This is a genomic window from Chloroherpetonaceae bacterium (assembly GCA_025056565.1).
In the GTDB taxonomy this organism is placed as follows: Bacteria; Bacteroidota; Chlorobiia; order Chlorobiales; family Thermochlorobacteraceae; genus Thermochlorobacter.
Genome location: JANWWA010000011.1, coordinates 1 through 25,117 on the forward strand (window position 1 = coordinate 1; position 25,117 = coordinate 25,117).

Below are 25,117 nucleotides of genomic sequence, written 5' to 3' on the forward strand. Positions count from 1 at the left end.
CCCCACGAGACGCCTGAAATGGCTCTTGCTTCTCGCCTCCGCGCTACGCGATAATCTTCTTCCACTAAGTCGGGCAGCTCTTCCAAGAAAAAGTTTTCAAATGCTCGCTTTCCATCCTTTGAATTGACATAATACGACTGATGTTCGCTGGGCATCACGACCACCATTTCTACGATTTTCTTTTTTGCGATGAGTGAATCCAGCAAGCGGTCTAGCTCAATCTCGCGCCAAATCATCGTTGAGCCGCCCTGTGGGTGCAGCAGATACAGTGCAGGATACAGCCGCCGCCTTTCTCTAAGAAACGATGGTGGCAAATAGACGCTCACCGTCATCTTTCGCCGCATATAGGCCGAATTGATTTCCAAATCAAAAAAGCGCGACTGATTGCCGATTTCCAACCATTTTCCATTCTGAAGCTGGAAGTATCGTTCATCGTGACCGAGGTAATTGGATCGATTCTGCCACTCAATCTCAGAATCATAGTCCGCCACTACCACATCTTTGGAGACTTGATAGACTTGAAAATCGTGGTAGGTGATGCGCGCACCCGCTAAACGCTGCGTGATGGTTTGCGCAAACAGTTTTTGTTCTGTGTAGCTTGTGCCGTTGTTGAAATATCGCTCGGAGACAAGGCTCATATACGCTTCGGGCTGTCGCGAAATCAGCATCGTATCCATCACCTCCACAGTGCGACGAATGAGACGCGCAATGCTGTCGGCTGCAAGCGTAGCTGGCTGTCCTAAGACGCTGCGCAGCGCAGTTTTCGTGTAGATGCCTAGCTGCTTTTTATCTTTTCCACCTCCTGCATAAATGCCTCCATCGAGATTATTGCAGAACACGCGCACCGCCAGTGTGTTAGGCTTATCATATTGAATGAGCGAATCAGGAATAAGATAGACGCGCAGTTCGCCATCTGCAGGATTTTTTACATCGCCTGTTTTACCAATCAGTTTGCCGTTGAAGTAGGCTTCATCAATGCTATTGATGCGACCAAGTAGCAGGTAGAGGGGCTTGCCCGCTGCTGTCTTTGGCACCAAAACGGTTTTTCGGTAAAGCGCTAGCCCAGAAAAGCCGCGTAAGACTTCATAGTCGTTCCAGAAGGCTGGCACGGGCACCCTGAGCCAGTTGGAATCGCTGTAAGCTGGCAAGAGCGCTTCGCTACTGGCAGCATAAAATCCGAATGTAATGCGCCACTCTCCGCTGAGCGAGATGGCGACTTCCCCTGACGCATTGGTTTGCGCGCGTGGGGAATGTGCGCAAAGTAACAGCATCGCTGCCAGCGTCAGTATTCCAAGATACTTGCTCATTCCTTGCGATGTGGCACTTGTGATTGCGCTGTGTGTTCTGAGATGATTTTTTCAGTGGCTATCTCTTGCGGCGGTTTGGTTGCAGGAAGCGGCAAGTCAACTCGATTTAGCGGTAGGGCATCCTCGGGTAGCATTATGGGCACAGGTTCTGCCGCTTCCACTCGGTCTGACTTTGTTTCTGCTTTTTGGGGTTCAGCGATGGTTCTCGCTGGCTCTGACCTCGTTTTACCAATGGTGCCGCTATAAAAGAGCCAGTTCACTTCTGCCCCAATGAGGAAAATCAGCGAATTGATGTAGAGCCAGACCAGCGTTGCCAAGCTTTTTGCCAGCACCGTATAACCTTGTCCATAGTATTGATATTTCAGGTAATCGCCATACCAGAGGCACACTACAATCCATAGTGTGGCCATCAGCGTTGCGCCGGGCAAGACATGGCTCAGCCTTTGTCCAATTCTGAGCGAGAACTTGTAGACAAGCAGTGCAGAAAGTGTCATAACCAGAAAAGCAATTGGGAAGCGCGTCCACTCTACCAGATGTCCCAGCCAGCGCAGCCTGAATTGCTTTTCGAGCATTTTCTCCAGCTCCGCCCCAAAGAGAATGAGGCTGAACACGATGCCTAACGCTAAGCTAACCAGCAAGACCAACTCTGCTGCAACCAACTGACGGCGCACGAAGCTGTATTCCAGCTTCATATTGTAGATGCGTTCCATTGCTTTCATTACAGTCGTAAAGACGGCAGCGGTTGAGAAGAACGAGAAGATGAGACTGACGGTGAAGATACCTTCTCGCCGTTCTGCCAGCACTCGGTCAATTGTTTGGTCAATAGGCTGATAGACTTCTTTCGGCAAGACCGCTCCCACAAGGTCGGAAATCAGCAATGCTGTTTTCGGAGATTGAATCAAGCTCATCAAGCTGACAAAGAGCAAAATCGCTGGCACAATTGCCAGCGCAAGGTTATAGGCCATTTCCGCCGCCAATCCTAAGCAGTCGTCTTGATCCAGTTTTTTGACAAAGATTCTAGCAATGCGCAGCACTTTTTTCATTTCGCGCTCCCAGTTGGTGTTGCAAAGTTAGATGCTATGCTCCAAATACGAAACCTTCATTATTAAAGTTCTTTGACGTATCAAGCCACTGTGGCGCACTTGCCGCACCCAGTTTTAACGAAGATGTAACTTGCGATTGGCTGCATAATGTTGTAGTTTCACACACGCCGTTCAACTCTTGCAAACGCTAAACTGTAAAGACAGGAACTATGGAAACGCCCGCTAAAATGACTACCGTTACTGCCCAAGATTGGCAGAACCTGCGCACCCAGATTAATGAGCTTTTTGACATTACTCTGCGCTATGCCCAAATGGTCGCAAAGGAAGGCGATGCGATTTGGGATCGAGACCGCCCGAAGTTTTACAAACCTGCTCACCTTAGCATTGATGAAGCGATTGCTCAATACGAAGCGCAACTTGCTGAGTATGAAGCCGTCCGCCGCAAAGCATATCTAGACAATTACACCAAACTCAAAGCTGACAGTGTCGACCGCGTTGCAATGATTGAGGAGATTATCACCAAGATTGCCGCCTTGCACGGTATTGACTTCAAGCTCCCCATCATTCAGTAAGTGGCGTGCCGACATCTATATGCCACCTTGCGTGGGAGTTGCCCTACGTGTGTTTAACAAAAATTTAATGCGCAGGCTGCACTTTATAGTTCAGGCGAGCCAGCAGATGTGCGTATATTTGCGCGGCTTTTGAACCACTATTGCCAAGCGCAACGTTTTGCGCGCTTCTATGCAGGAGCGTCAAACCATTCGCTGTATTTCTATCAACACGCATCGTGGCAGAGGACCAAAACTTCCTTACCTTTTGGCACAAGCCTCTTTGGACGAAGCAGAGCGCATTGAGCTGCTGCATGATACCCGTGCTTACACTTACTTTATCGCCGAGTGGTTGCATCAACACCGCCACGAGTATGATGTGGTTGGTTTGCAGGAAGTCTTCAGCGGCATTTTAGGTTTCGGTGACCGGCTCTTTCGCAAATACCGCCAGCGTGACCACTATCGGCTTATTGCTGGCTACCGCTCTGTGATTGCGCATGGGGTGGGTTTTGCAGCGTTCCGCTATGAGAACTTACTCCTGTCGCAACTTCAAAAGATTGGACAAACGCAAATTAATTACCTCTTGCCTGGGCGCGTTGCATTTCTGGCGGCTTGTGGCTTTACGCTTGCGCCTTTTGTTTTCAATGGTCAGGTAGTTTGGATTGGCAACACGCACTTGCATCCGTTCAATCCACGCGATCGGCAAGACCAAGCGCGTAGCATTGCAGCTGAGGTCAAAAAACACGGTGATGTGCCGATTCTCTTTATGGGCGACTTTAACACCGTACCTCCCGGCTGCCGCCAGACCGGTTTCCCAGCTGGCGACAATGATGTCAATAGCTACAAGAATGACCGCACGTTCGAGATTCTTGCTGAAGCTGGCTTACAGATGGTGAAGCACGAAGATTCCGAAGCCTTCTACACCTACCCAACTGGCTTGCCCAACCGAACACTCGATTACATTCTTTTCTCTCATCACTGGGAAGTTGAGCGCTATGAGGTTATCAAGGAATTTACTTTCTCTGATCACTACCCTGTGTTCGGCGAATTTCGCCTGAAGGATTAAGTTTGCGCGCAAATCAACCACTGTGTCAGATGCACCTTTTATCTCATTTTTACACTTTTCTTTCTGCTGTAGCTCTTTTCTGCTTTCTTGGAATGAGCACTGCAGCACAGGCACAATCGCGTGCTGTGATTGCCGCAGTGGGCGACCTTATGTGCCATGAGCCGCAACTTAAAGAGGCTTACCATAATGGCACTTACTCTTTCGACACCTGCTACGCCTTGATTGCGCCCTTTCTCACAAAAGCAGATATTGCAACCGGCAATCTTGAAACGGTTCACGCTGGCAAAGCGCAAGTTTTTACAGGCTATCCTCGCTTCAACACGCCAGACGAATTTTCGCTAGCAGCGAAGCGTGCTGGCTTTAGCTTTCTCACCACCGCCAACAACCACGCTTACGACCGCAACACTATCGGCATTATCCGCACCCTTGATGTGCTAGATAGCTTGGGCATTCTCCACACTGGCACCAGTCGTAGCGACAGCCTTCGTGCAAAGCCTGCTTTGTTCAACATTCGCGGCATCAAGTTAGGCTGGCTGGCTTACACGACCTTTTCCAACGACACCATCCCTGCTTCACACCGTGCGATGCTCAATCTTTACGACACCACGCATATCAAGGCTGACATTTCATGGTTGCGCAGCTTGCCCGATAGCCTGCGTCCCGATAAGATTCTGCTTTCGCTACACTGGGGATATGAATACGAATTGATGCCCCGCGATTCTCAGCGTAAGATGGCGCGCTGGCTTTTCGAAGCAGGCGTAGATTATATTTTAGGCTCTCATCCACATGTAGTTCAGCCCACTGAGCGTGTGACGGTTTCCCGCAACGGCACGCCAACTGAGTGTTTCATCATTTACTCAATGGGAAATTTTCTCTCCAATCAGCGACAGTTGCCCCGACCGATGGGGATTATCGTCTATCTGACACTGGAAAAGGACTCAGCGGGCACGGTGCATCTTCGGAATACGGAGTATGTGCTCACCTATGTGCACCTTACAAAGCGTGCAGCTAAGGCCTCATCAGGCACACCACGCACGCGTGTGATTTTACCTTTGGCTGCATGGTGCAAGGGTGAAACAGCAAAGCTCTTGCCAGCCAGCGTAGTTACAGATATGCGCACGATGCAGCACGACATCGAAGCGCGGTTTCAGAAGTCCGATACACTCTTTAAACCCTTGCCCTATACTTTCCCTTGAAAGGCTTAGCTGGCTCTTAAAAACCTCCTTAACCTCTCCCTCTGGAAGGAGAGGGACTATGCTTGCTCCCCTCTCCCTTACAAGGAGAGGGGGCGGGGGTGAGGTGAGGCAGGTCGCAACCGCAAAAAGTGATTCAGGCAGCGAATAACGATAGCAGGCTTTGAGCTTACCAAGCATGCCCAGTCTCAGATGCGAGAACGCCGCATTGAGGCCGCTTGGATTGCCACAACGCTTGAAGCGCCAGAGCGGGTTGAAGTTCTTGCTGATTCAAGTGGAAATGTGCATTATCTCAAACGCATTGAAGCCTTTGAGCATCGGTGGCTGAGGGTGATTGTCAATCCGAATGCATCGCCACAATCACGCTCTTTTTTGATAGAAGGGTCAAATGAAACTCATCGTGCACAAAGACGATGCGCTGTATTTGCGCTTGGATGAGTCGGAAATTGTAGATTCGGAGGAAGTCAGTGATGGGATTATTCTCGACTACAATCGCAAGAGACAGGTAGTGGGCATTGAGATTTTGAGGGTGAGTGAGCGCAGCCCTGATGCGCTTTGGCAGGTGCTGTTGGAGACGGTGTAACCTCACTGACCCTACCCTGTTTTTGCTTGTGAGCAAACTTTGTAAGGAGAGGAGTCGGGGGTGAGGTAGAAGTGCGTGCCAGTCCATTATTTTGTATCTTTGATTTTTTCAACGCTTTCATGCACCATTATGCGCATTCAATATCTATCACGGGGCGACAAAGCTACCCGCGCAGGCTTCGGTGAAGCGCTTTTGGAAATCGGCGCGCAAGATGAACGCATCGTGGCACTTTGCGCAGACTTAACTGAATCGCTCTATATGAAGAAGTTTGCACAAGCCTTTCCGCATCGCTTCTTCAATGCAGGGGTTGCCGAAGCGAATATGATTTCAATTGGCGCGGGATTAGCCCTCTCGGGCAAAATTCCTTTTGTGGGCACTTTTGCCAACTTCGCTGCAGGACGCAGTTTTGACCAAATTCGTCAGTCAGTTTGCTACTCGGAAACAAATGTCAAAATCTGTGCTTCGCACTCTGGGCTGACGCTGGGCGAAGATGGCGCCACGCATCAAATCTTGGAAGACCTTGCCCTGATGCGCTCTTTGCCGAATATGACGGTTGTCGTGCCGTGCGACTACAGCGAAACAAAGCGCGCTGTCTATGCGATTGCTCAGCACAAGGGGCCTGTTTATCTGCGCTTCAGCCGACCCGCATTGCCTGACTTCTCGCATGACTCCCCTCCTTTTGAAATTGGCAAAGCGATTGAACTTCAAAGTGGCAACGATGTGACTATTATTGCTTGCGGCGTGATGGTCTGGCGTGCACTTCAAGCGGCTGACCTACTTTGGGCAGAAGGCATTTCCGCCCGCGTGCTCAATATGCACACTATCAAACCGCTTGACGAGGTAGCGGTTCTCCAAGCTGCAAAGGAAACAGGGGCGATTGTAACGGCTGAGGAGCATCAAATCAACGGTGGGCTTGGTGATGCGGTTGCAAATGTCGTTGTGCGCCATTTTCCTGTGCCAATAGAAATGGTTGCAGTGATGGATAAATTCGGCGAGTCCGGCACTCCTGCTGAGCTGCTTGAAAAGTATGGACTTACGACTGCACAGATTGTAGAAAAGGCTAAGAAAGTTCTAAGACGCAAAACGACTTTGCCTCATGAGACGCCTGCTTAAATACCTCTGGGTGCTTCCGGCTACAGCGCTGGGCTTGCTTTTTGTGTCTCTTGCGCTCTGCTCAGGCGGACGTGTGCAGATTGTTCAGGGTGCGGTGGAGACCTGCGGCGGACTGGTTACGCTGTGGCTTAAACTCTGGTGTGCTACAGCTATGACTATTGGACATGTCATTCTCGGACAAACTCCTGAGGCACTTCGCGCTACTCGCCTACACGAGCATATTCACATTCAGCAATATGAACGACTCGGGATTTTTTTCATTCCCGCTTACTTCCTTGCCTCACTTTGGGCTCTGCTTTCTGGCAAGCACGCTTACTACGGCAATCCCTTCGAACAAGAAGCTTTCCAGAACAGCATCCTTCCTCCTTATGACTCTGACATCTTTAAGGCTGCTTCAAATGCTTCTTGATACTTTTTAAGGTAATGCTCAATCCGACTGCGCTTATACTGCACAATGAAACGCGGATGCTCCACAGGCAAAATATCCTCAAAGAACCGTTCCGTGTGATTGAGCGCCTTGAAGAACTTGTAAATTTCGCCTGTGCCCAAGCAAATGGCTACTTTGGTTATTGCACCAAATTCAATTTGGCGTGTAATGCTTTCTCGGATAAAGGGTTTTAGGGCTTCTGCAAAATCTGGGTTATCGTAGAAGTTGAAGTTCTTGCCATCTTTCACAAACCCAATTGGCGACAGCGAGGTAAAGTAGAACTTAGCATAAAACGCCTCTACGCCCCCCATACTTTCAATGAAATCGTAGATGAACACCGAAGATGGCTCTCGCTGTCCTTTAAGCGAGCTATGAATGCCCAAGTATTTTTGCAGGGCAATCGGGTCAGTGAATGCAATGCCTGTCAGACCACCCCCAAATCGCCCAGGATTGATGCCAAAGGCAAAGACGCGTCGTTCTTCGTCACCAAAAAACTTTTGGAAAAATGTGCTGACCACTTGCATGACTTCTGGATTTTTGTAGGGGTTCATTGCGCTAACGCCTTCTGGCAGTGGCAACGCAAACTCCAGCGTAGAGAAAAACTGAATTGCGCGTTCCGCAAAGGTCATTCGCTTATCGCTTTATTGCTGTCGTGGCGCAAAGATAGGAAAAAACACAGGTTTGTATGGGCGGCTACTTTACCAGCATCATTTTTCTTGTCGCTGCAAAGCCCTGCGTTGTGAGTTGATAGAAGTATAGTCCACTCGGCAAGCCCGAACCATTGAAGCGGACTTGGTTTTCACCTCTTGCGGCGTCCAGCGTCATTCTGCTTACGACTCTACCCAACACATCAGTAACCGTCAGGGTAGCTTTTCCCGCCTGCCGCATCGTGAAGCGAATAACGGTGGTCGGATTGAATGGATTTGGATAGTTCTGCATCAAGGCATAGTCATAAACCTTTTGTGCTTCTTGCTCTGCCTCCAAGCGCTGCCACTCCACCGTAACTGTGCGCAGGTAGTCATGCACAGCGCCATTTAAATCTACACTACGCAGGCGATAGGTGTAAGATTGTCCTGTCTCGACAGCTCTATCCAGCAATGTGTAGGTGGTTTGGTTGCTGGTTGTGCCTCTGCCGCGTAGTTCTGGCATGGTGCGATACGAAGCAATTTCTACTGGCTGCGGATTTGTGCTGCTCGAGCGCATCACGATAAAGCCTGCGTTGTTTAGTTCTGAAGCCGTTGTCCAGCTAAGCTGAATCCCGTTTGTGGTTCGCTGCCCTGTGAATGACAGCAGTTCAACAGGTAATGGGTTATCGCTATCGCCTCCTAAGGAGAATTCCGAAAATTCCGACGTAGTGGCGCGCACCTCATCCGGGAAACTTGGGTTAAATGCATTGGGCAATACAGAAAATGTCCCTGTATTCGGCGTTGGTCGCCGATACACGCGCACCGTTGCGGGTTGCCATATCCCGCTGTTTGGAATCTCGTTTCGATTGAAGCGCAGCAGGGCGTTAAATGTCCCCAGCCCTGTTTGAGAGATGAGAAAACGGTAGCTGCTGACATTCGCTTGCGGAACACCGCTTATGTTGCGCGGCGGTGAATCATACCGCTCGACACTCACGAACCCATCACTTGCGACACCTGTAAAATCAATCTGCAAGCCTGTGCCCAAAAACACGTGAGAACTGTTGCCAGTAGCTATGGCTCGCACTTCGGCGACATTTGGCAGCTCTAACTGTGCCACACCATTTGCGGAGATACCGCCGAATGCCGTTGCACTACCTCCTGCAAATAGCGTTTGCCCGCTTAGTGCTAGCGCATTGATGTTACCATTTGCTCCAACTGTGCTATGCCCCAGTGCTTCCCAACTGGTTCCGTTCCAACGCGCAATTTGATTGACAATGCGTCCTTCGGCGGTCAGAAATCCACCTGCTGCGTAAAGCGTATTGCCAATGGATGTCAGTGCCAAGACCACTCCGCTCACCCCTGCGCCCAGTGGGCTCCAAGTGCTCCCGTTCCAGCGTGCAATACGGTTTACGGGTGTTCCACCTGCACTAAGGAAAATGCCCCCTGCAACGACATCACCATTTTGCAGAATCGTCATCGCATTCACAAAGGCATTCACACCAGTGCCCAAGGCACTCCAACTGGTTCCATTCCAGCGTGCAATGTTGGTGGCTGATGTGCCACCTGCCAGCGTAAAGTTGCCACCTGCAAAGAGTTCGCCGCTGGCATTGATAGCCAGTGCCCGCACCTCGTTGTTCATTCCGCTTGAGAGGGACGTCCAAGTGCTACCATTCCAACGCGCAATGTTATTAACCGTTACGCCCCCTGCCTGACTAAATGCCCCACCGACAAACACATCGCCATTTGGCGCAACGGCAATTGCACTGACATAGCCATTTGTGCCTGTTCCCAGTGCACTCCACGTGCTCCCGTCCCAGCGTGCGATGTTATTTACCACCGTGCCGCCTGCCAGCGTAAAAGCACCGCCCACTAAAAGATGACCATTCTGGTCAATCGCCAACGCATTCACTGTACCTGACACACCACTGCCCAGCGCTACCCACCCTTCATTGGGACTCCATCGTGCAATGTTGTGAGCAGGGGTGCCTCCCGCTGCGGTGAAAGTGCCCCCAACAAACACTTGATTTCCGCTAACTGCAATCGCACGCACAGTGCCATTTACGCCACTTCCCAGTGCTGACCACACTCCTACGCCCGGCACTGCCGTGCCTGATGGTGGCGATGCTGTATTCGTCAGGCGATAAATCCTGCCTGTGTTGAAGCCCAAAAAGTAAAGCTCATTATTTTGGTCTGTGCCAAAACTTGCGATGTTAATGCCACTTGCCTGAAAGAGCAGGGTATTGGTTAGCGTGGCAAGATTCAGTGACCAGACGCGTCCTGACACAAAATCGCCGTAGATGTATCGTCCCACTTGCTCTGGCAAGGCGCCGCCGCGATAGACATAGCCTCCTGTTATAGATTGCCCCACTGAGTGCGGGTAGACATAAATTGGCGGCACAAGGTTCAAGCCGTTGGTATCTGCAGGGTTGGGAATGTTGTATGGCAAGTTGCCTTCCATAAAGCGCCAGCCGTAGTTTCCACCGATGTGCACACGGTCAATTTCTTCGCGCGCATTTTGCCCTACATCACCGCCAATGATGCCTTCGATATTGTCAATGCAAAATTTCCACATATTGCGCAAACCCCATGCAAAAATCTCTGGACGACCTCCGCCAGATGCAAATGGGTTAGTGGGTGGAATGCGAAAGTTTCGGTCGTTGTCGCTTGGAAAGTCATCGCCTTCGACATCAATGCGCAGGAGTTTGCCGAAGAGATTATTCACATTTTGCGCGTTGTTTTGTGGGTCGCCTGCGCCACCGCCATCCCCAACTGAGATGTACAGCAACCCATCAGGCCCAAACGCAATTTTACCGCCATTGTGATTTGTATGCACTTGATTTTTCACAAACTGCAAGATGCGGTATTCGCTATTTGGCAGGGCTACATTTGGGTTTGAGCTGCTGGCTTGAAAGCGTGCCACAATCATTTTGGTTCTCGTCCCCACGCCACTGATAACCGTATCGCGTGTGTAATAGACATAGAACCATCGGTTCGCCGCATAGTTTGGGTGAAAAGCCAGACCCAACAACCCACGCTCATCTGCATTTACATTGGTTACCACACGGTCAGTAATGTCCAGAAACGTGCTGTAACTGGACACCCCACTTTGATTTTGAAAGACCCGTATGCGTCCAATCTTTTCCACCACGAAAAGGCGATTGGTACCATCGCCTGCATGCACCATTTCAAGCAGGAGAGAAAAATTTGGCAGTGAGGGAAAAGCATCTGTGTAGCCTACTTGCGCCTCTAAGCGCATCGCACCGCAGAATAAAACGAATGCTAATATTCCAAACTGCTTCATTTTGGTTTGTCGTTTTGTGTGGTGTATTGAAAATAAGTGATGCCTCAGTCAAATCGAAGCGCTCCCCGCAAAACAAAAGGCGAGCTTAGAATGGCTCGCCTTCCTTTGCCTACTCGATTGCCATGTGGTTACAGTGCAGCGGCAGGCTCAATTTCGTGCATATTGACTGCTAAGCCTCGCACCACAGCCGCCAAGCGAATCGCATCAAAAATCATCTCTTGCGTGCCCCCGTGCTCACGCACCGACTTCTCATGGCTGTTCACGCAGACCTCGCAGCCATTGACCGCGCTAATCGCCAGCGAGACCAGCTCAAAGAAGACCTTTGGCACTGTAGGTCTTGCCATAATAGTCATCTTAATGCCTGCGGGCATTTGCTCATAGACCTTATTTTCTGAGAAATGTCGGAAGCGATAGAGCACGTTGTTGGTCGCAAGGAGCGATGCGATAGCGTGCATCTCAGCAATTTCCGCTTCGCTGGCACCGTGCTTACGTGCTTGCTCAGTGAAAGCAAGAATAAGCGGCGTGCAGCGCTCATTGACGGCGACCGCCAGCGCTAAAAGGTAGGCATTTTTCTTTCCACCCAGCGAAGGTGACTCCAACACATTTTTCAAATTAATGCGCAAATCGCGGATATACTTGTAATCGCCTTTCACATATGCGTCTAGGCTCACAAATGCACCATCGCTGATGCCTAAATCAGCAAGCAAATCTTTTCGGGTTTCTTCCATTTGACGATTTAATGGTTTTTGCCGTTTTGCGACACTTTGCGAAAAAACAAGTGAGGACGACGCAAGGTCGTCCTCCGCTTTGCTCAGACTTCTACCAATGAACCGCCTTCGACCTTGAGCGTCTTTTCGCCCTCTTTCCAGTTGCAGGGGCAAAGCTCGCCTGTCTGCAAAGCTTCCAGCACGCGCAAGGTTTCATCGACATTGCGACCGACATCGAGGTTATTCACATTTACCCACTGAATGATACCAGCAGGGTCAACGATGAAGGTTGCACGCAATGCCACTTCTTCTGGTCCATAGAGAATGCCTAATGCGCGGCTGAGATGCTTGCCATGGTCAGAGAGCATTGGGAAGCGCAGGTCATGCAGGTCTTCATGGCTTCGGCGCCAAGCCAGATGCACAAATGCAGTGTCGGTACTGGCGCCATACAGCACCGCATCGTTGTCTCGGAAATCGGCGTAGCGGTCATTGAAGCCTTTGATTTCCGTTGGGCAAACAAAGGTGAAATCCTTCGGCCAGAAAAACATCACCATCCATTTGCCGTGTTTGCGGTGGTCTGCAGTGTGAATCTTGGCAAATTCTTTGCCTTTCTCGAGCGAGACAACTGCATCGAGCTCCAATTCAGGGAATTTATCTCCAACTGTCAGCATGCGTTGTTTGGTTTATGGTTTTAGTTGAGATTGATGATTGTTACTGCACGCTTGAACGAATGTCTTGCGCCACCGGTTGCAACCTCGCAACACGGAGCTTTACACTCAAAAAATGCTAAACTGGATGGTCAAGGTTAATCGGAATGTCAATAGCAGTGTAGCGTGTTCAAAAAGTGGCGCAAAAGTACAACATTGAGCGCAATCTTAAAAATCGGTATCTTTGTAAAACTAACATCTCTTCGATGTCTCGCACCTATCCAAACGACCCAAAAGCGTGGAAGACGCTGGAATCACAGTATATCTTTCAGAAAGCACCGTGGCTGGTCTTGCGCCAAGATAAGGTGCAACTTCCCACTGGCGCAATTATTGATGAATTCTATGTTTCAGAATACCCTGCTTGGGTGAATGTTGTAGGCATCACCACTGATGATGAGGTTGTGCTGATTCGCCAGTTCCGGTATGCAATTGGCAAAGTGTACTTCGAGCTACCTGCTGGTGTGGTCGATAAGGGTGAAACCCCTCTGCAAGCGGCGCAGCGAGAAATGTTGGAAGAGACGGGCTACGGTGGCGGTGAGTGGGAACTTTTGATGCAACTTTGCGCCAACCCTGCGATTCAAACAAACATTACTTACTCTTTTCTGGCACGCGGTTTAAGAAAGCAATCGACACAATCGTTGGAGCACACGGAAGAGATTGCCGTGCATATCTTATCGCATCAGGAAGTAGAACGCATCTTGGAAGAAGGTGAGATGATTCAGTCTCTGCATGCGGCACCTTTGCTCAAATACCTTCTTCACCGCTGCCGCCACCAAACTCACCATCTGCGATAAGTGCCTTTCAGCGCTCCGCTGGCGGTAACTCTGCTACCGCAATGCGTCTGAAGCCTTGATAATCTTTCCTAAACAGAATGTTTTGGAACCCCTTTTGCTTTAGCACATCACCTACTTTCTCCGCTGCATCGGCATGCAGTTCAAGATACAGTTTGCCCTTCGGCTTGAGCAGCGTCAACGCATCAGTGGCAATTTTCTCATAGAATTCAAATCCTGTTGGGCAAAAAAGGGCAATCGCTGGCTCAAAGTCGCGCACCTCTTTTTGCAAGTTCTCTTTCTCTGCAAGCGGCACATAAGGCGGATTGGACACAATCACATCAAAGCGCTCTGGAAACTGCACTGCAAAATCGGGTTGCAGCGCATCACACACCAGAAATTGGATCTGACTCTCTACGCCATGCCTTGCTGCATTGCGCTGCGCCACCTCCAACGCTGGCACTGAAATATCTACAGCGACAATGCGCACTGCAGGCAATGACTTTGCTAAAGCTACGGCAATTGCTCCACTGCCCGTGCCGATATCGAGAATGCTGAGCGTTGCCCCATCACAGTCATCCAGCACACTTTCTACCAAAAGCTCAGTCTCTGGTCGTGGAATTAGCACAGCGGGATTGACTTCAAAGCGCAGCCCGAAAAATTCTTCCCAGCCAAGAATATACTGCACTGGCTCGCCTGCCAATCGCCGACGCACCAGCCCACGAAATTGCTCCAGCTCCTTTGGCGAGATAGGTTGCTCGAAGTTAAGGTAAAGCTCCATTCGCTGCAGTCCTAACACTTCTGCCAGCAGCAGCTCTGCACTTAGTCTCGCATCATCAATGCCTTTTTGCTTCAAAAAATCGGCACTGGTTTTAAGTAGCGAGACTACAGTCCACTCTTTTTCTGGGGCATTAGATTGGTTCATCGTTTTTCCGCTCTGCGTGAAGGTATAATAAACGCCTCGCCTGTGCAACGTGCAAGCCCTCGCCGAATTTTTTGTTTTTTCAGCAGAAGTGCGTTACTTGTTTGCACTGCTGGCAGCGGCGTTGCGGAAAGTGTCAAATGTGTGTTGCTCACTGAACCGGCAATCAGCGGAGACGCTCGAGAATAATGCCTTGTGTGCGTAGCCTGCGCGTGTGTTTTTCTTTTGCCGCCATCTTTCAACCAAATGTGATTGCAGTATGGTTATTGAAACAATTACGGAACGCACCCGCCTTTGGCATAGCTTGGAGGCAGAACAGGTGCTTGAGCAAGTTGGCACCTCCCCTACGCAAGGACTTTCCCTCGAAGAAGTCAAGCAGCGACAAGCTCGCTACGGACCCAACGTCATTCCCAAGAAAAAGCAAAAGACACCGTTAGAGCTTTTTTTGCAGCAGTTTAATCAGCCGCTGGTCATCATTCTTTTGATTGCCACTGTGGTTACGCTTGCTCTGCAGGAGTGGGTCGATGCCAGCGTGATTTTTGGCGTCGTGTTGGTTAATGCCATCATTGGCTTTATTCAAGAATCGAAGGCTCTAAAAGCGATTGAGGCACTTTCCAAAGCAGTTGCCAGTGAAGCCACCGTAATTCGGAGTGGTGAAAAGCAGCGCATTCCTTCATCTGAGCTGACGATTGGAGATATCGTGGTGCTGCAATCGGGCGACAAAGTACCTGCAGACTTGCGGCTGATTCAAGTTCGCGAACTTCAAATTGACGAATCGGCGCTAACGGGTGAATCGGTGCCTGTTGCCAAGCAACTCAGTTCGCTTAGTGCCGATACTGTGCTGGCTGACCGCACCAATATGGCATACTCTTCTACGCTGGTTACTTACGGCACGGGTCTTGGCGTTGTGGTTGCGATTGGTAGCGATACGGAGATTGGCAAAATTAATCAGATGATTGCCGAAGCAGATGTGCTCGAGACCCCGCTGACACAATCTATTGCAAAGTTTAGCAAAGTGCTGCTTTATGTGATTTTAGGCTTAGCAGCGGTTACCTTTCTTGTCGGCGTGCTGCGCGGCGAAAAGTGGGACGATATGTTTATGGCAGCAGTTGCACTGGCTGTTGGGGCAATTCCTGAAGGTTTGCCCGCTGCTGTGACCATTACACTTGCCATTGGCGTGGCCAAAATGGCGCAGCGCAACGCAATTATTCGCAAACTGCCTGCTGTCGAAACCTTGGGCAGCGCATCGGTGATTTGCTCTGATAAGACGGGCACACTTACGCAAAACCAAATGACCGTGCAAAAAATCTATGCTGGGGGTGCTTTGATTGATGTAACGGGCGTAGGCTATGAGCCAAAGGGCGAGTTTCTTTACGAGAATCAACCTCTCTCTTTGTCTAAAAATGTTGCGCTTCAAGAAACGCTGCAGTGTGGCTTGCTTTGCAACGAAGCTAATCTTGTGCGGACAGGCCAGCAGTGGAAAATTGAGGGCGACCCTACTGAAGGAGCGTTGATTGTCTCGGCACAGAAGGCAGGCATAGAACGCCCTTTGCTTCTTCAAGCCATGCCGCGACTGGATGCGATTCCCTTCGAATCCGCTTACCAATATATGGCTACGCTTCACCAGCGTAGCTTGCACGGCGATACCATCGCCTATGTCAAAGGCTCAGTAGAGCGACTCTTAGAGAGAGCGGACTTTGCACTTTCAGACACGGGCGAAGTTGTGCCGTTAGATAAATCGGCGGTTTTTGCCTTTGCTGACCAGATGGCCTCAGAAGGCTTGCGTGTGTTAGCGTTTGCATACAAGCCATTTGACCACTCCAAACAGTCGCTTTCGCATAATGATATTTCTCGCGGCTTGATTTTTCTTGGCTTGCAAGCCATGATTGACCCACCTCGCCCTGAAGCCATTACGGCGGTGGCAAAGTGCCAGACTGCTGGCATTCGTGTCAAGATGATTACAGGCGACCATGAGCTAACGGCACTTGCGATTGCCAAACGCTTAGGCATTGCTAAGGGACACGACACGCATCACGCCGTTGTCAATGGCAAAACTTTAAGCACAGCTTCTGAGGCACAGCTTGCTGAAATGGTTAGAGATGTCTCCGTCTTTGCACGCGTGGCACCAGAAGATAAGCTGCGTTTGGTCAAAGCCTTGCAGCATAACGGCTTTATTGTGGCAATGACGGGCGACGGTGTCAATGATGCGCCCTCACTGCGGCAAGCAAATATCGGCATTGCAATGGGCATTACAGGCACTGATGTCGCTAAAGAAACAGCTGACATGATTCTTACAGACGACAACTTTGCGTCTATTGAAGCTGCTGTCGAGGAAGGGCGAGGGGTTTATGATAACCTTGTGAAGTTCATTACTTGGACATTGCCGACCAACTTCGGAGAAGGTTTGGTGATTCTGGCATCAGTAGTGGCAGGCATTACTTTGCCCATTTTGCCTGTGCAATTGCTCTGGATTAATATGACGACGGCTGTGTTGCTTGGTCTCATGCTGGCGTTTGAGCCGAAGGAGCCGGGCATTATGCAGCGTCCGCCTCGTCAGCCAAATGAGCCTATTTTGAGCACCTCGCTGGTCGTGCGCATTGTTATCGTCGGTACTTTGCTTTGTGCTGGAGCTTTGCTCTTTTTTGAGCTTGCTCTTCAAGCTGGGCGCACCGATGCAGAAGCGCGCACGATAGCTGTCAATATCTTTATCTTAGGCGAACTGCTCTATCTTTTTAACTGCCGCTCGCTCCGCTACTCTATGTTCAAAATTGGGCTTTTCTCCAATCCCCTTATCTGGGTCGGCGTCGGTGGAATGCTTCTTGTGCAGATTCTCTATACTTATGTGCCGTTTATGAACCTTGCCTTCCAGAGCGCCCCGCTCACTGCCGAAGACTGGCTTCTTTCCACTGTGCCCGGACTTGTGATTTACATCGTAATTGGCATCCTGAAATACTACGAATACGGTCGATTCGACAAACGCGCTGCTTCTGCTTCGTAGACCATTTAACTGTTCATCAATCAGTTATTATGTGTGTTCAGCACTATCGTTTTTTTGCTCTTTGCCTCAGCGACACTTGACAGACACGCCCTAACATTGCTTTTCACACTACAATGCTACTTGATGAGCATCATTTTTTTGGTTTCGCTGTATGAGCCTGCTTGAAGCCGGTAAAAGTAAGTGCCGCTTGCAAGGTTTACAGGACGAAATTCTACTTGATGCAAGCCTGCTGGTTTGCGTTCATTTACCAGCGTTGCGACCTCTCGCCCCAAAGCATCATAGACTTTCAGCACCACATTTGCCGCTATGGGCAGTTGATACTGAATCGTGGTTGACGGGTTAAAGGGATTCGGGTAGTTCTGCATCAAGCGGAAGGACTTGGCAACTGGTGCATCTGTTTGTGCTGAAAGTGGCGCCAAACTTGTGATGTTTGTGCTGTAGACGCCTGCCCCGTGCGTTGCCACCACCACCAGCCCATCTGTCTGCCGTGAGCGAATCATATCGACGACGACATTGCCAATGAGATTGCGACCTTGCTGCACCCATTGCGTTTGCATTCCGTTCAGCCGTGTGGTGGCGTAGAGTCCTGTGGTCGTGCCTGCAAAATACACTGCCCCACCTTGCACAGGCAAAATATCTACCCACTTTACGGCAGGACCGCTACCCGTGCCATCAGGATTTTCTTCCAAGTTACCGCCAACGGCTGTCCAGCTTATACCTCCGTTTTCCGTGTAGTATAGGCTCTGAATGTTGTAGTTCGATAGCGCTACCAAAACCTTGTCCGCATCGTTGGGGTCAATTGCAATGGAGCTAACATAGCCGACTGTTGCGCCACTTGCATTGCGTGGAAAGTTTGCCCCTGTAATTTCTGTTGTTGTCGGAGTCGCCGTGTGAGCATCATCGACACGGAACACTCTGCCAGTATTTGTGCCGTAGTAAAGTCGATTCGCAGGCTGGCGTGAGACGGACAGCGTGGTCAGCCGCGCGCCTGCAAATGGTGGCGAGAGCGTATCCCAGCCCGATGTCGATGTGACGGTGAGTGCACGCGTGGTTCGGAATATTCGGTCGCCTCCCAAACTGTAGAGAATCTCGCTGTTATTTGGATCCAAAGCAAATGGGTTGATGAACAGTGGATTGCTTGCGCCTGATGGCGTAATGTTGGTTGAAGCCAGCACTCGTCCATCGCTGGCTAAGGAGAGGCGTAGAATGCGCCCTTCTTGAAACGAGGCAAAGCACGGATTGCCCCCGATGGCAATTGCACAGTACCCACCATCGCCACCAGCAATGCTTCGCCAGTCTGTATCCACAGTGGTGGAATTTACAAAGTATGTGCCGTTGTCTTGCAACCCACCGATGATGACATTGCTGGTTGAACTTTGGTCAATTGCAACGGTGTAAAACTGCGAGGTGATGTAACCGCGCGAGAGATTTTCCCAGACAACCTGAGCGGCTAAGCAATTATTCGTGCGTTGCACGCCGCCGTCGTTAGCGGTCAGCATCACATTCGGGTTGGAAGGCAGAAAGGCAATGACATGCTGGTCGCAGTGGTGATTCGGATACAGCCGCACATCATTGGTTGTGGCATAGCCGCCAATCCAAGTGGTGTTGTTCGGACTGGTAAAGCCATCGGTGGAGCGATACAGGTTTGTACCGCCGATGAACACCACATTTGGGTTGTCAGGCTTGACCTTCACGACAAGGTTATAGCTTTGCTGTGAGTTCATATTGCCCACAGGGCCTCCGAAGTTGGGCAGGTTTTGCGAAAGGTTTTCCCAGCGTCCGCCTGCGCCCGCACCATTGCCAGAAAGGTAAGTGTAGCGCCAAAGGCTTGTCCAGTCGCGTTCTGCACCGTTAAAGCCACTGTTGGGCGTCTCACCCAGAAAATACACCACATTTTCATTCGAGGGCGAAATGCCAATCACGAAGCGATTGTATGTTTCGGGGAAATTTGGCGGCGTGATATTTGTCCAATTGATGCCATCAGTTGAGCGCCAAATCCCACGCCCTTGTGCGACTGTTACATTTGCATCGCTGGTTGCGGAACTCATGGCCGCATAGACCACGCCTGTAGAAGTTACGGCCACATCAGTAAAGCGGGGCGAAATGGTTGCATTAGAGAAATTGCCGCCTTGTGGCAAGACCACACGCCAGCTATTGCCGCCATCAATGCTTCGGTGAATTGCGCCTAAGGTTGCCGCATAGACTTCATCTTCGTTCAGATTTGAGGGATCGATTGCGACATTCCAGACCCAATCGAAGTAGTTATCGAAGACCTGTGGTGCGTTTGTAACGGTTGAAGGCAGACGTGCCCACGTTCTGCCGCCATCAACTGATTTGAAGATGCCATCGCCACGATAGAGTCCGCCTCCAATGTTAGAGCTAGCACTATTGCCACGCAGCTCACCTGTGCCATAATACCACACATTGCGCCGACCCGGACGTGTGTCCTGCACAAGGCAAGAGACGCTATGCAGGTCATCAGGCGAAGTGGTCTTGCGCCATGTTCTGCCTCCATCTTCACTGCGCCACATTCCGCCAGAGACGCCCCCTGCAAGGATGACATTTTCATTGCTCACATCAATTGCCATTGCGCGTGTGCGCCCGCCTACGTTAACCGGCCCACGAAACATCCACTGCACGGTTTGCAGAGCACTTAGGGACTTTGTCCGCTCTGGCGGGGCCGTCTGAAACTGGTCTATTCTGCTCAGCGAAAAACGCTCCACCAGCTCCGCATCGCTGGGCAGCGTATTTGCATACGCCAATTCTTTTTGGCGAATGTTTTTGGGTAGTTTCCCTGTGTGGGGGTCAACCAGTTGCATCAGTTCCCACTCATAGCGAGCTTGCGGATTTTCGTATCGGTCTTGTTCTTCCCTTTCTTGCTCTCTATCGGCTTCGGCGGAAACCAGCCACTGAGGATACTTATGCACCACATAAACCACAACAGGCAGCAGTAAGAGCAAAAGTGTTAGAGAAAGCCCTACACTTTTTCTCTGCATTTACGACTGCCCTCCCAGATTTAGGTCCTTCAGGAAATCCATGCTGCTAATCATTCCGCCTGTGGCTTTTATCATTTCTTCTTGCGCCACACGCGTGGATTCCTGAAGGGCTTTATTGGTTGCAGCCACGATGAGGTCTTGCAGCATTTCCTGTTCATCGGGTGTGAGTAATTCTTTTTCAATTTCAACTTTCAGAATCTCATGCTTGCCGTTAGCAGTTACTTTGACCATTCCACCCCCTGCTTCTCCGACTACCGTTAGCCGCGCAAGTTCTTTCTGTACTTCTTCCATTTTTTGGCTCATCTGCTGAACTTGCTTCAGCATTCCTGCCATATCTTTGAGGTTCATAGTGCGTGTACTTGAGTTGGTTGAATTAAACTTTTCGCAAACTCCATTATCTCTTTGGTGCGTGCGTCGCTATGCGATTCAGCGTAAAAACGCACCACTGGCTCTGTACCGCTAAAGCGCACCAGCAGCCAGCTACCGTCGTCGCATATCATCTTGACGCCATCGCGCCTGTCGACCTCTACCACTCTCCTGCCTGCCAGCTCAGTTGGCGTGTCGTTTTGCAGGCGCATTAGCAATGCATGCTTTATCTCTTCGCTTAGGCGCAAATTTTCTCGCACCGTCGCAAAATAGCCATACTCTTCGTGCAGCCTTTTCAAGTATTCCGACAGCGGTGCTCTGGTGCGAGCCGCAATTTCAACGAACAACAGACAGGCCAGAATTCCATCTTTCTCAGGAATGTGCTGATAGACCGATAAACCGTTAGATTCCTCTCCACCTACAATCATATCCTCACGCATCATAATTTCGCCGATATACTTAAAGCCCACAGGCACTTCATAGAGCCGAATACCCGCTTTTTTAGCAATTGCATCAATGAGATGTGTGGTGGCAAGGGTTCTCACCACACAGCCTTTCCAATTTGGCTTGTGCTGCAAGGCGTAATGAAAAAGAATTGCAAGGAGCTGGTTGGCTTGCAGATAGGTGCCTGTGGCATCCACCACTGCATATCGGTCTGCATCACCATCGTTGGCAATGCCGATGACAAATTCGCCTTGCGCACCTCTCGCTCTTACGCGTGCAATCAGTTCAGGAATGTTTTTTTCCGATGGCTCAGGTGGTCGACCACCGAAGTACACATCGCGCCAGTCGTGCAGCGTCTCGACCTCAACGCCTAAGTCTCTGAGAAATTTATCTGTGTAGCCACGCGCCGTGCCATACATTGCATCATAGACGACCTTAATGCCTGACTCTGCGATGACTTTAGTATCCACGATTTCACTTAAACGCTTGAGATAGGGTGGATTTGGGTCAATCATTTCAATCTTTCCTTGTGAGACGAGCGTGCGAAAGTCGGTGTAACTGCGCAGTTTCGGGTTGGTGCGCTCTTCTTCCCACAGCCGTAAGAAAGTTTGCTCAAACTGCTTGGTGATTTCAGGTAAAGCAGGTGCACCGTCTGCAGTGGAAAATTTCAGACCTTGATACTCAGGTGGGTTATGCGAAGCCGTAAAGTTCAATCCACCCCCTGCGCCACGGCGGCGAATTTCATAGCTAATGACAGGCGTTGGTGTATCGCGCTCGCATAGAAAGACTTTAATGCCGCGTGTAGCTAAGACACGTGCAGCATACTCGGCAAAGGCTTCTCCCCCAAAGCGTGTATCGCGTCCAAGCACCACCCCTTTTTCCGATAACTGATTTTTTTGCAGATATTCCGTGATGGCTTCCAGCACAAGGGTCAGATTTGCGTAGGTAAATTCATCCGCAATAATGGCTCGCCAGCCCGAAGTGCCAAACTTGATGGTCATAACTACTACCACGAATTGTTTGAGAAAACTTGACTATGCAAAAATACAGATTCATGCGGCAAAATGTGCGCCGAAAATTGAGTGCTGAGAGCGGTGCTCACTTGACTTCTTTTTCTCCGCTGCTGTTTTCAAGTTTGCTTAGCACCGCAAATGCCTAAACTTGGCTTTCACTTACGCAGCTCAAAAACCAGACGGAAATGCAGACGATTCTAATGATTGGTATCGGCAGTTTCATTGGTGGCGCATTGCGCTACGTGCTCTCACAAAAAATTCAGCAAAGTGTGCTCTCGACTTTCCCCTTTGGCACATTAGGAGTTAATATTATTGGCTGCTTCCTGATTGGCTTAGTTTTTGCTCTCAGCGACCGAGGGGCGCTTTCACAAGAGTGGCGGCTATTTCTTGCTACGGGCATTTGCGGTGGCTTTACTACTTTTTCAGCCTTTTCAAATGAAACGCTGGCTCTTTTGCGTGATGGGCAGTTTCTTTACGCTGGGCTTTATGTGGGGCTGAGTGTTTTGCTTGGCGTTTCAGCGACTTTCTTGGGATATGCGATTCTGAGAGCACTATGATCGAAAAACATCCTGACGCAAAGCTCCTGCGAATTTTCGTTGGTGAGTCCGATAAGCATGGCGCAGTGCCGCTTTATGAAACCATTGTCTTCGAAGCCAAAAAACACGGGCTATCGGGCGCTACGGTTATTCGTGCCATAATGGGCTATGGTGCCAACTCCATTATTCACACGGCAAAACTGCTGGAAATTTCTTCTGACTTGCCGATTGTCATTGAAATTGTTGATGTCGAGGAAAAAATCCGCAAGTTTGTTGAGCGTGTTGATACGCTCTTTGAAGAAAGCCAAGCAGGCGGTCTCATTACCATTGAGAAAGCTGAGGTCATTCGCTACAAGCCGAGCCAGCAGCGCTAAGGCATAGAGAGACTTGCGTATTTCAGCTCAGGTCGTGTGTCTGGCAACTTGTCAGGGTTGACCAGCTCCCACTGCTCAAAAGCAAGGAAATACAGTGTTCGCAGTGCTTCGTAGGCGTATTCTGCCCAGATTTCAGGTAGCGAACCTGCCATTTCAGCTGGCACGCCGCGCGCATCGACGCCGCATCGCTCTGCAATCATCATCGCTCGGCAAAGATGCGACTTGCTGGTTACAAGATAGACTGGCTCGCAATCGAGGCTGTCAATCAAAAGTTTGCTGTAATAGAGATTATCAATCGTAGAAGTTGATTGGGTCTCCAAAATCAAACGAGTATCGGGCAAGCCTCTTTGCACAAGATAACTTTTCATCACTTGCGCTTCGCTGGTCTCTTCATCGCCAATGATGCCACCGCTCAGCACCAGTATGCTAACCAGTTTTGCATCGTAGAGTTCTTGCGCTTTTTCCAAGCGTGCCATCAGTGTCGGGGAAGGCTGCCCGTTCTGCAGTCGATTGCCTAAGATGATTGCCGCATGTAGCTCAGGTCGCTCTGCTTCTTCCCATCGCATCCAAGTTACATTGATCAGCACCAGCATTCCGACAAAAAGCGAGAGTGCAAAGGTAAAGACTGACCATGCCAGATGACTAATGATTTTTCTCATATCCATCTTGCGTCATTATCCTGTTGTTTGGGTTATGCTGGGCAAATGTGCTTTTTGCGGAGTATAGCATACACTGGCAAGTTCTGCAAGAGGTCATCTTTAAGAGTGACGAGAGACGATTCAAGGATGCTTGCTTTTCATTTGGCGGAATGATACTGGCGTGCTTCCAACCAGCGAAAGAGCAGAAAGGCTAACACAATACCCAGCACATCGGCATTGAGGTCTACTATGTCAGCCGCTCGCTTCGGCACAAAGAGCTGGTGCGTCTCATCGCTAATTGCATAAAGCACCGCTATCAGCATTCCCGACACGAACCAGTGTTCTCGCAAATACGGAAAGCGTCTCTGTTTGCAAAGCGCAAAGGCTAATGACAGTCCGAACACAAAGTAAATCCCTGTATGAATGAGCTTATCGTAAGTAAAGAGTGCAGACGGAGGGATTTTTTCGCCGGGAATGCTGGATTGAATGAAAATTGCGATTGCGCAGCATATTGCAGGCAACCAGATAAACATTGAGTGAGCTTGGCTCATTACGCACGCATTTATAGATCGATCATCAAGCCAATCGCACTGACTGTTACAGAGTCGCCAAAATACATTCCGCGCCAGCTTAGACCTGAGTAATAGTGATAGGTGAGCCGCAGACCCCGTGCGCCCAGTGCGCCTGTTTTCACGCCAATTTGCACGCTAAGGGTGCTTCCGTAACCTTCGCTGCGCTCTAACTCACGACGCCAAATTGGGGAGAGCCTGACATCTATCGCTGCAAACGGCACGATCCGCACTGGCAACACCAGTGGCGCAAACACTTCCACCCCTGCCTGCGCACTGTGACGCGCTACATCAACAGGCACACTGTTAAAGAGCCACTCATAGCCGATGTAGAGACGCATAGTTGGTAACATTAGTGCCAGCGTTAGCTGCACAAACTCACGGCTGAATGTAAAAGGTAGCCGTCCACTTTGCCACGCTAATTGATCTAAGTTGAAACTGCCATCGACCAGATGCGCCGAAATATGCGACAGTCGCACGCGAGAGGCCCATATTACTGGAAGTGCTCCTCCAGATAGCGGCATACGCCAGCTTAGGTTCACACCGAACATGTAATCGGCGGCATCAACTGGGAACTTGAACCCTTCGAGGCGACGCAAAAGCGAGAAGGTGCCAAAATCGGCTCCGAAGCCCAGCGTGGTTACCCCTACAGAATCGCTGCGCGTGTCGATTTGTAACAGGTCAAATGAGCCACCGATGTCGAGCAAGACACCTGTATCGCCCAGATGTGCCAAGGCTGCAATACGCGGCTCTTTTGGGTCTGCCAGCAAGGGCTCAAAATTGCTACGAAGGAACGCCGTGCGCCAGCTTTGCGCTAGCACTGGTGAGAGCTGAACAAGAAAAAACAAAGTCAGGACAATTCGCATACTT

General features: G+C 50.1%; 23 protein-coding genes. 10 read left to right on the forward strand and 13 right to left on the reverse strand.

The window, feature by feature from the left end; translation table 11 throughout:
- Together NZM05_09035 and NZM05_09040 are read right to left on the reverse strand one after the other, a co-directional pair.
- Positions 1-1,307: alpha/beta hydrolase-fold protein (locus NZM05_09035; GenBank protein MCS7013754.1), on the reverse strand; the 1,307-nt coding region annotated here is incomplete at its 3' end.
- Positions 1,304-2,350 (reverse strand): YihY/virulence factor BrkB family protein, encoded by a 1,047-nt coding sequence (locus NZM05_09040; protein MCS7013755.1) that lies wholly within the window; start codon positions 2,348-2,350, stop codon positions 1,304-1,306. The genes NZM05_09035 and NZM05_09040, both read right to left, overlap by 4 nt.
- A 209-nt stretch (positions 2,351-2,559) precedes the next feature.
- Here NZM05_09040 and NZM05_09045 point away from each other — a divergent pair, with 209 nt between their 5' ends.
- The 6 genes from NZM05_09045 (at position 2,560) to NZM05_09070 (ending at position 7,262) form a co-directional block, all read left to right on the forward strand.
- Positions 2,560-2,922, forward strand: a complete 363-nt coding sequence (locus NZM05_09045) for a hypothetical protein (protein MCS7013756.1) — start codon at positions 2,560-2,562, stop codon at positions 2,920-2,922.
- 169 nt (positions 2,923-3,091) lie between these two features.
- Positions 3,092-3,964 carry an endonuclease/exonuclease/phosphatase family protein gene (locus NZM05_09050; GenBank protein ID MCS7013757.1) on the forward strand — a complete coding sequence of 291 codons (873 nt, stop codon included), beginning with the start codon at positions 3,092-3,094 and terminating at the stop codon, positions 3,962-3,964.
- 92 nt (positions 3,965-4,056) lie between these two features.
- On the forward strand, positions 4,057-5,160 hold the full coding sequence (locus NZM05_09055) for a CapA family protein (GenBank protein MCS7013758.1): 1,104 nt from the start codon (positions 4,057-4,059) through the stop codon (positions 5,158-5,160).
- A 385-nt stretch (positions 5,161-5,545) separates the two neighbouring features.
- On the forward strand, positions 5,546-5,740 hold the full coding sequence (locus tag NZM05_09060; protein ID MCS7013759.1) for a DUF2283 domain-containing protein: 195 nt from the start codon (positions 5,546-5,548) through the stop codon (positions 5,738-5,740).
- Between the two features lie 129 nt (positions 5,741-5,869).
- Positions 5,870-6,853 carry a transketolase family protein gene (locus NZM05_09065; GenBank protein MCS7013760.1) on the forward strand — a complete coding sequence of 328 codons (984 nt, stop codon included), beginning with the start codon at positions 5,870-5,872 and terminating at the stop codon, positions 6,851-6,853.
- Positions 6,837-7,262 carry a hypothetical protein gene (locus tag NZM05_09070; GenBank protein ID MCS7013761.1) on the forward strand — a complete coding sequence of 142 codons (426 nt, stop codon included), beginning with the start codon at positions 6,837-6,839 and terminating at the stop codon, positions 7,260-7,262. The genes NZM05_09065 and NZM05_09070 overlap by 17 nt, the downstream gene beginning before the upstream one ends.
- Here the strand turns inward: NZM05_09070 and NZM05_09075 are convergent.
- From NZM05_09075 to NZM05_09090, 4 genes are all read right to left on the reverse strand, one after another.
- The gene (locus tag NZM05_09075) at positions 7,220-7,909 is read right to left on the reverse strand and encodes a DUF4918 family protein (GenBank protein ID MCS7013762.1); all 690 of its coding nucleotides are present in this window, start codon (positions 7,907-7,909) and stop codon (positions 7,220-7,222) included. The genes NZM05_09070 and NZM05_09075 overlap by 43 nt on opposite strands.
- A gap of 64 nt (positions 7,910-7,973) precedes the next feature.
- Positions 7,974-11,207, reverse strand: a complete 3,234-nt coding sequence (locus tag NZM05_09080) for a PQQ-dependent sugar dehydrogenase (GenBank protein ID MCS7013763.1) — start codon at positions 11,205-11,207, stop codon at positions 7,974-7,976.
- A gap of 128 nt (positions 11,208-11,335) precedes the next feature.
- A complete protein-coding gene (locus NZM05_09085; GenBank protein MCS7013764.1) occupies positions 11,336-11,935 on the reverse strand; it encodes a carboxymuconolactone decarboxylase family protein in 600 nt (199 codons plus the stop codon).
- 83 nt (positions 11,936-12,018) lie between these two features.
- Positions 12,019-12,585, reverse strand: a complete 567-nt coding sequence (locus tag NZM05_09090; protein ID MCS7013765.1) for a peroxiredoxin — start codon at positions 12,583-12,585, stop codon at positions 12,019-12,021.
- 242 nt (positions 12,586-12,827) lie between these two features.
- Between NZM05_09090 and NZM05_09095 the strand changes: the two genes are divergently transcribed.
- Positions 12,828-13,415: an NUDIX hydrolase gene (locus NZM05_09095; protein MCS7013766.1), complete on the forward strand. Its 588-nt coding sequence runs from the start codon at positions 12,828-12,830 to the stop codon at positions 13,413-13,415.
- 7 nt (positions 13,416-13,422) lie between these two features.
- On the opposite strand, the gene prmC is transcribed toward NZM05_09095, so the two are convergent.
- Entirely contained in the window at positions 13,423-14,316 is an 894-nt protein-coding gene (prmC, locus tag NZM05_09100) for a peptide chain release factor N(5)-glutamine methyltransferase (protein ID MCS7013767.1), read from the reverse strand.
- Between the two features lie 256 nt (positions 14,317-14,572).
- Between prmC and NZM05_09105 the strand changes: the two genes are divergently transcribed.
- On the forward strand, positions 14,573-17,311 hold the full coding sequence (locus NZM05_09105; protein MCS7013768.1) for a cation-transporting P-type ATPase: 2,739 nt from the start codon (positions 14,573-14,575) through the stop codon (positions 17,309-17,311).
- A 116-nt stretch (positions 17,312-17,427) separates the two neighbouring features.
- On the opposite strand, the gene NZM05_09110 is transcribed toward NZM05_09105, so the two are convergent.
- From NZM05_09110 to NZM05_09120, 3 genes are read right to left on the reverse strand one after another with little or no spacing between them, the layout of a single operon-like run.
- On the reverse strand, positions 17,428-20,307 hold the full coding sequence (locus NZM05_09110) for a T9SS type A sorting domain-containing protein (GenBank protein ID MCS7013769.1): 2,880 nt from the start codon (positions 20,305-20,307) through the stop codon (positions 17,428-17,430).
- Positions 20,308-20,655 carry a YbaB/EbfC family nucleoid-associated protein gene (locus tag NZM05_09115; protein MCS7013770.1) on the reverse strand — a complete coding sequence of 116 codons (348 nt, stop codon included), beginning with the start codon at positions 20,653-20,655 and terminating at the stop codon, positions 20,308-20,310.
- Positions 20,652-22,118 (reverse strand): phosphoglucomutase/phosphomannomutase family protein, encoded by a 1,467-nt coding sequence (locus NZM05_09120; GenBank protein ID MCS7013771.1) that lies wholly within the window; start codon positions 22,116-22,118, stop codon positions 20,652-20,654. Before NZM05_09120 ends, NZM05_09115 begins: the two co-directional genes overlap by 4 nt.
- A 197-nt stretch (positions 22,119-22,315) precedes the next feature.
- Between NZM05_09120 and crcB the strand changes: the two genes are divergently transcribed.
- Positions 22,316-22,687: a fluoride efflux transporter CrcB gene (crcB, locus tag NZM05_09125; GenBank protein MCS7013772.1), complete on the forward strand. Its 372-nt coding sequence runs from the start codon at positions 22,316-22,318 to the stop codon at positions 22,685-22,687.
- Positions 22,684-23,040, forward strand: a complete 357-nt coding sequence (locus NZM05_09130) for a DUF190 domain-containing protein (GenBank protein MCS7013773.1) — start codon at positions 22,684-22,686, stop codon at positions 23,038-23,040. Before crcB ends, NZM05_09130 begins: the two co-directional genes overlap by 4 nt.
- Here NZM05_09130 and NZM05_09135 read toward each other — a convergent pair.
- The 3 genes from NZM05_09135 to NZM05_09145 form a co-directional block, all read right to left on the reverse strand.
- On the reverse strand, positions 23,037-23,699 hold the full coding sequence (locus tag NZM05_09135; GenBank protein ID MCS7013774.1) for a YdcF family protein: 663 nt from the start codon (positions 23,697-23,699) through the stop codon (positions 23,037-23,039). The two genes, NZM05_09130 and NZM05_09135, sit on opposite strands and share 4 nt — an antisense overlap.
- A 137-nt stretch (positions 23,700-23,836) precedes the next feature.
- Positions 23,837-24,229, reverse strand: a complete 393-nt coding sequence (locus NZM05_09140; protein ID MCS7013775.1) for a VanZ family protein — start codon at positions 24,227-24,229, stop codon at positions 23,837-23,839.
- An 11-nt stretch (positions 24,230-24,240) separates the two neighbouring features.
- On the reverse strand, positions 24,241-25,113 hold the full coding sequence (locus NZM05_09145; GenBank protein MCS7013776.1) for a DUF1207 domain-containing protein: 873 nt from the start codon (positions 25,111-25,113) through the stop codon (positions 24,241-24,243).
- Positions 25,114-25,117: the final 4 nt, after the last annotated feature.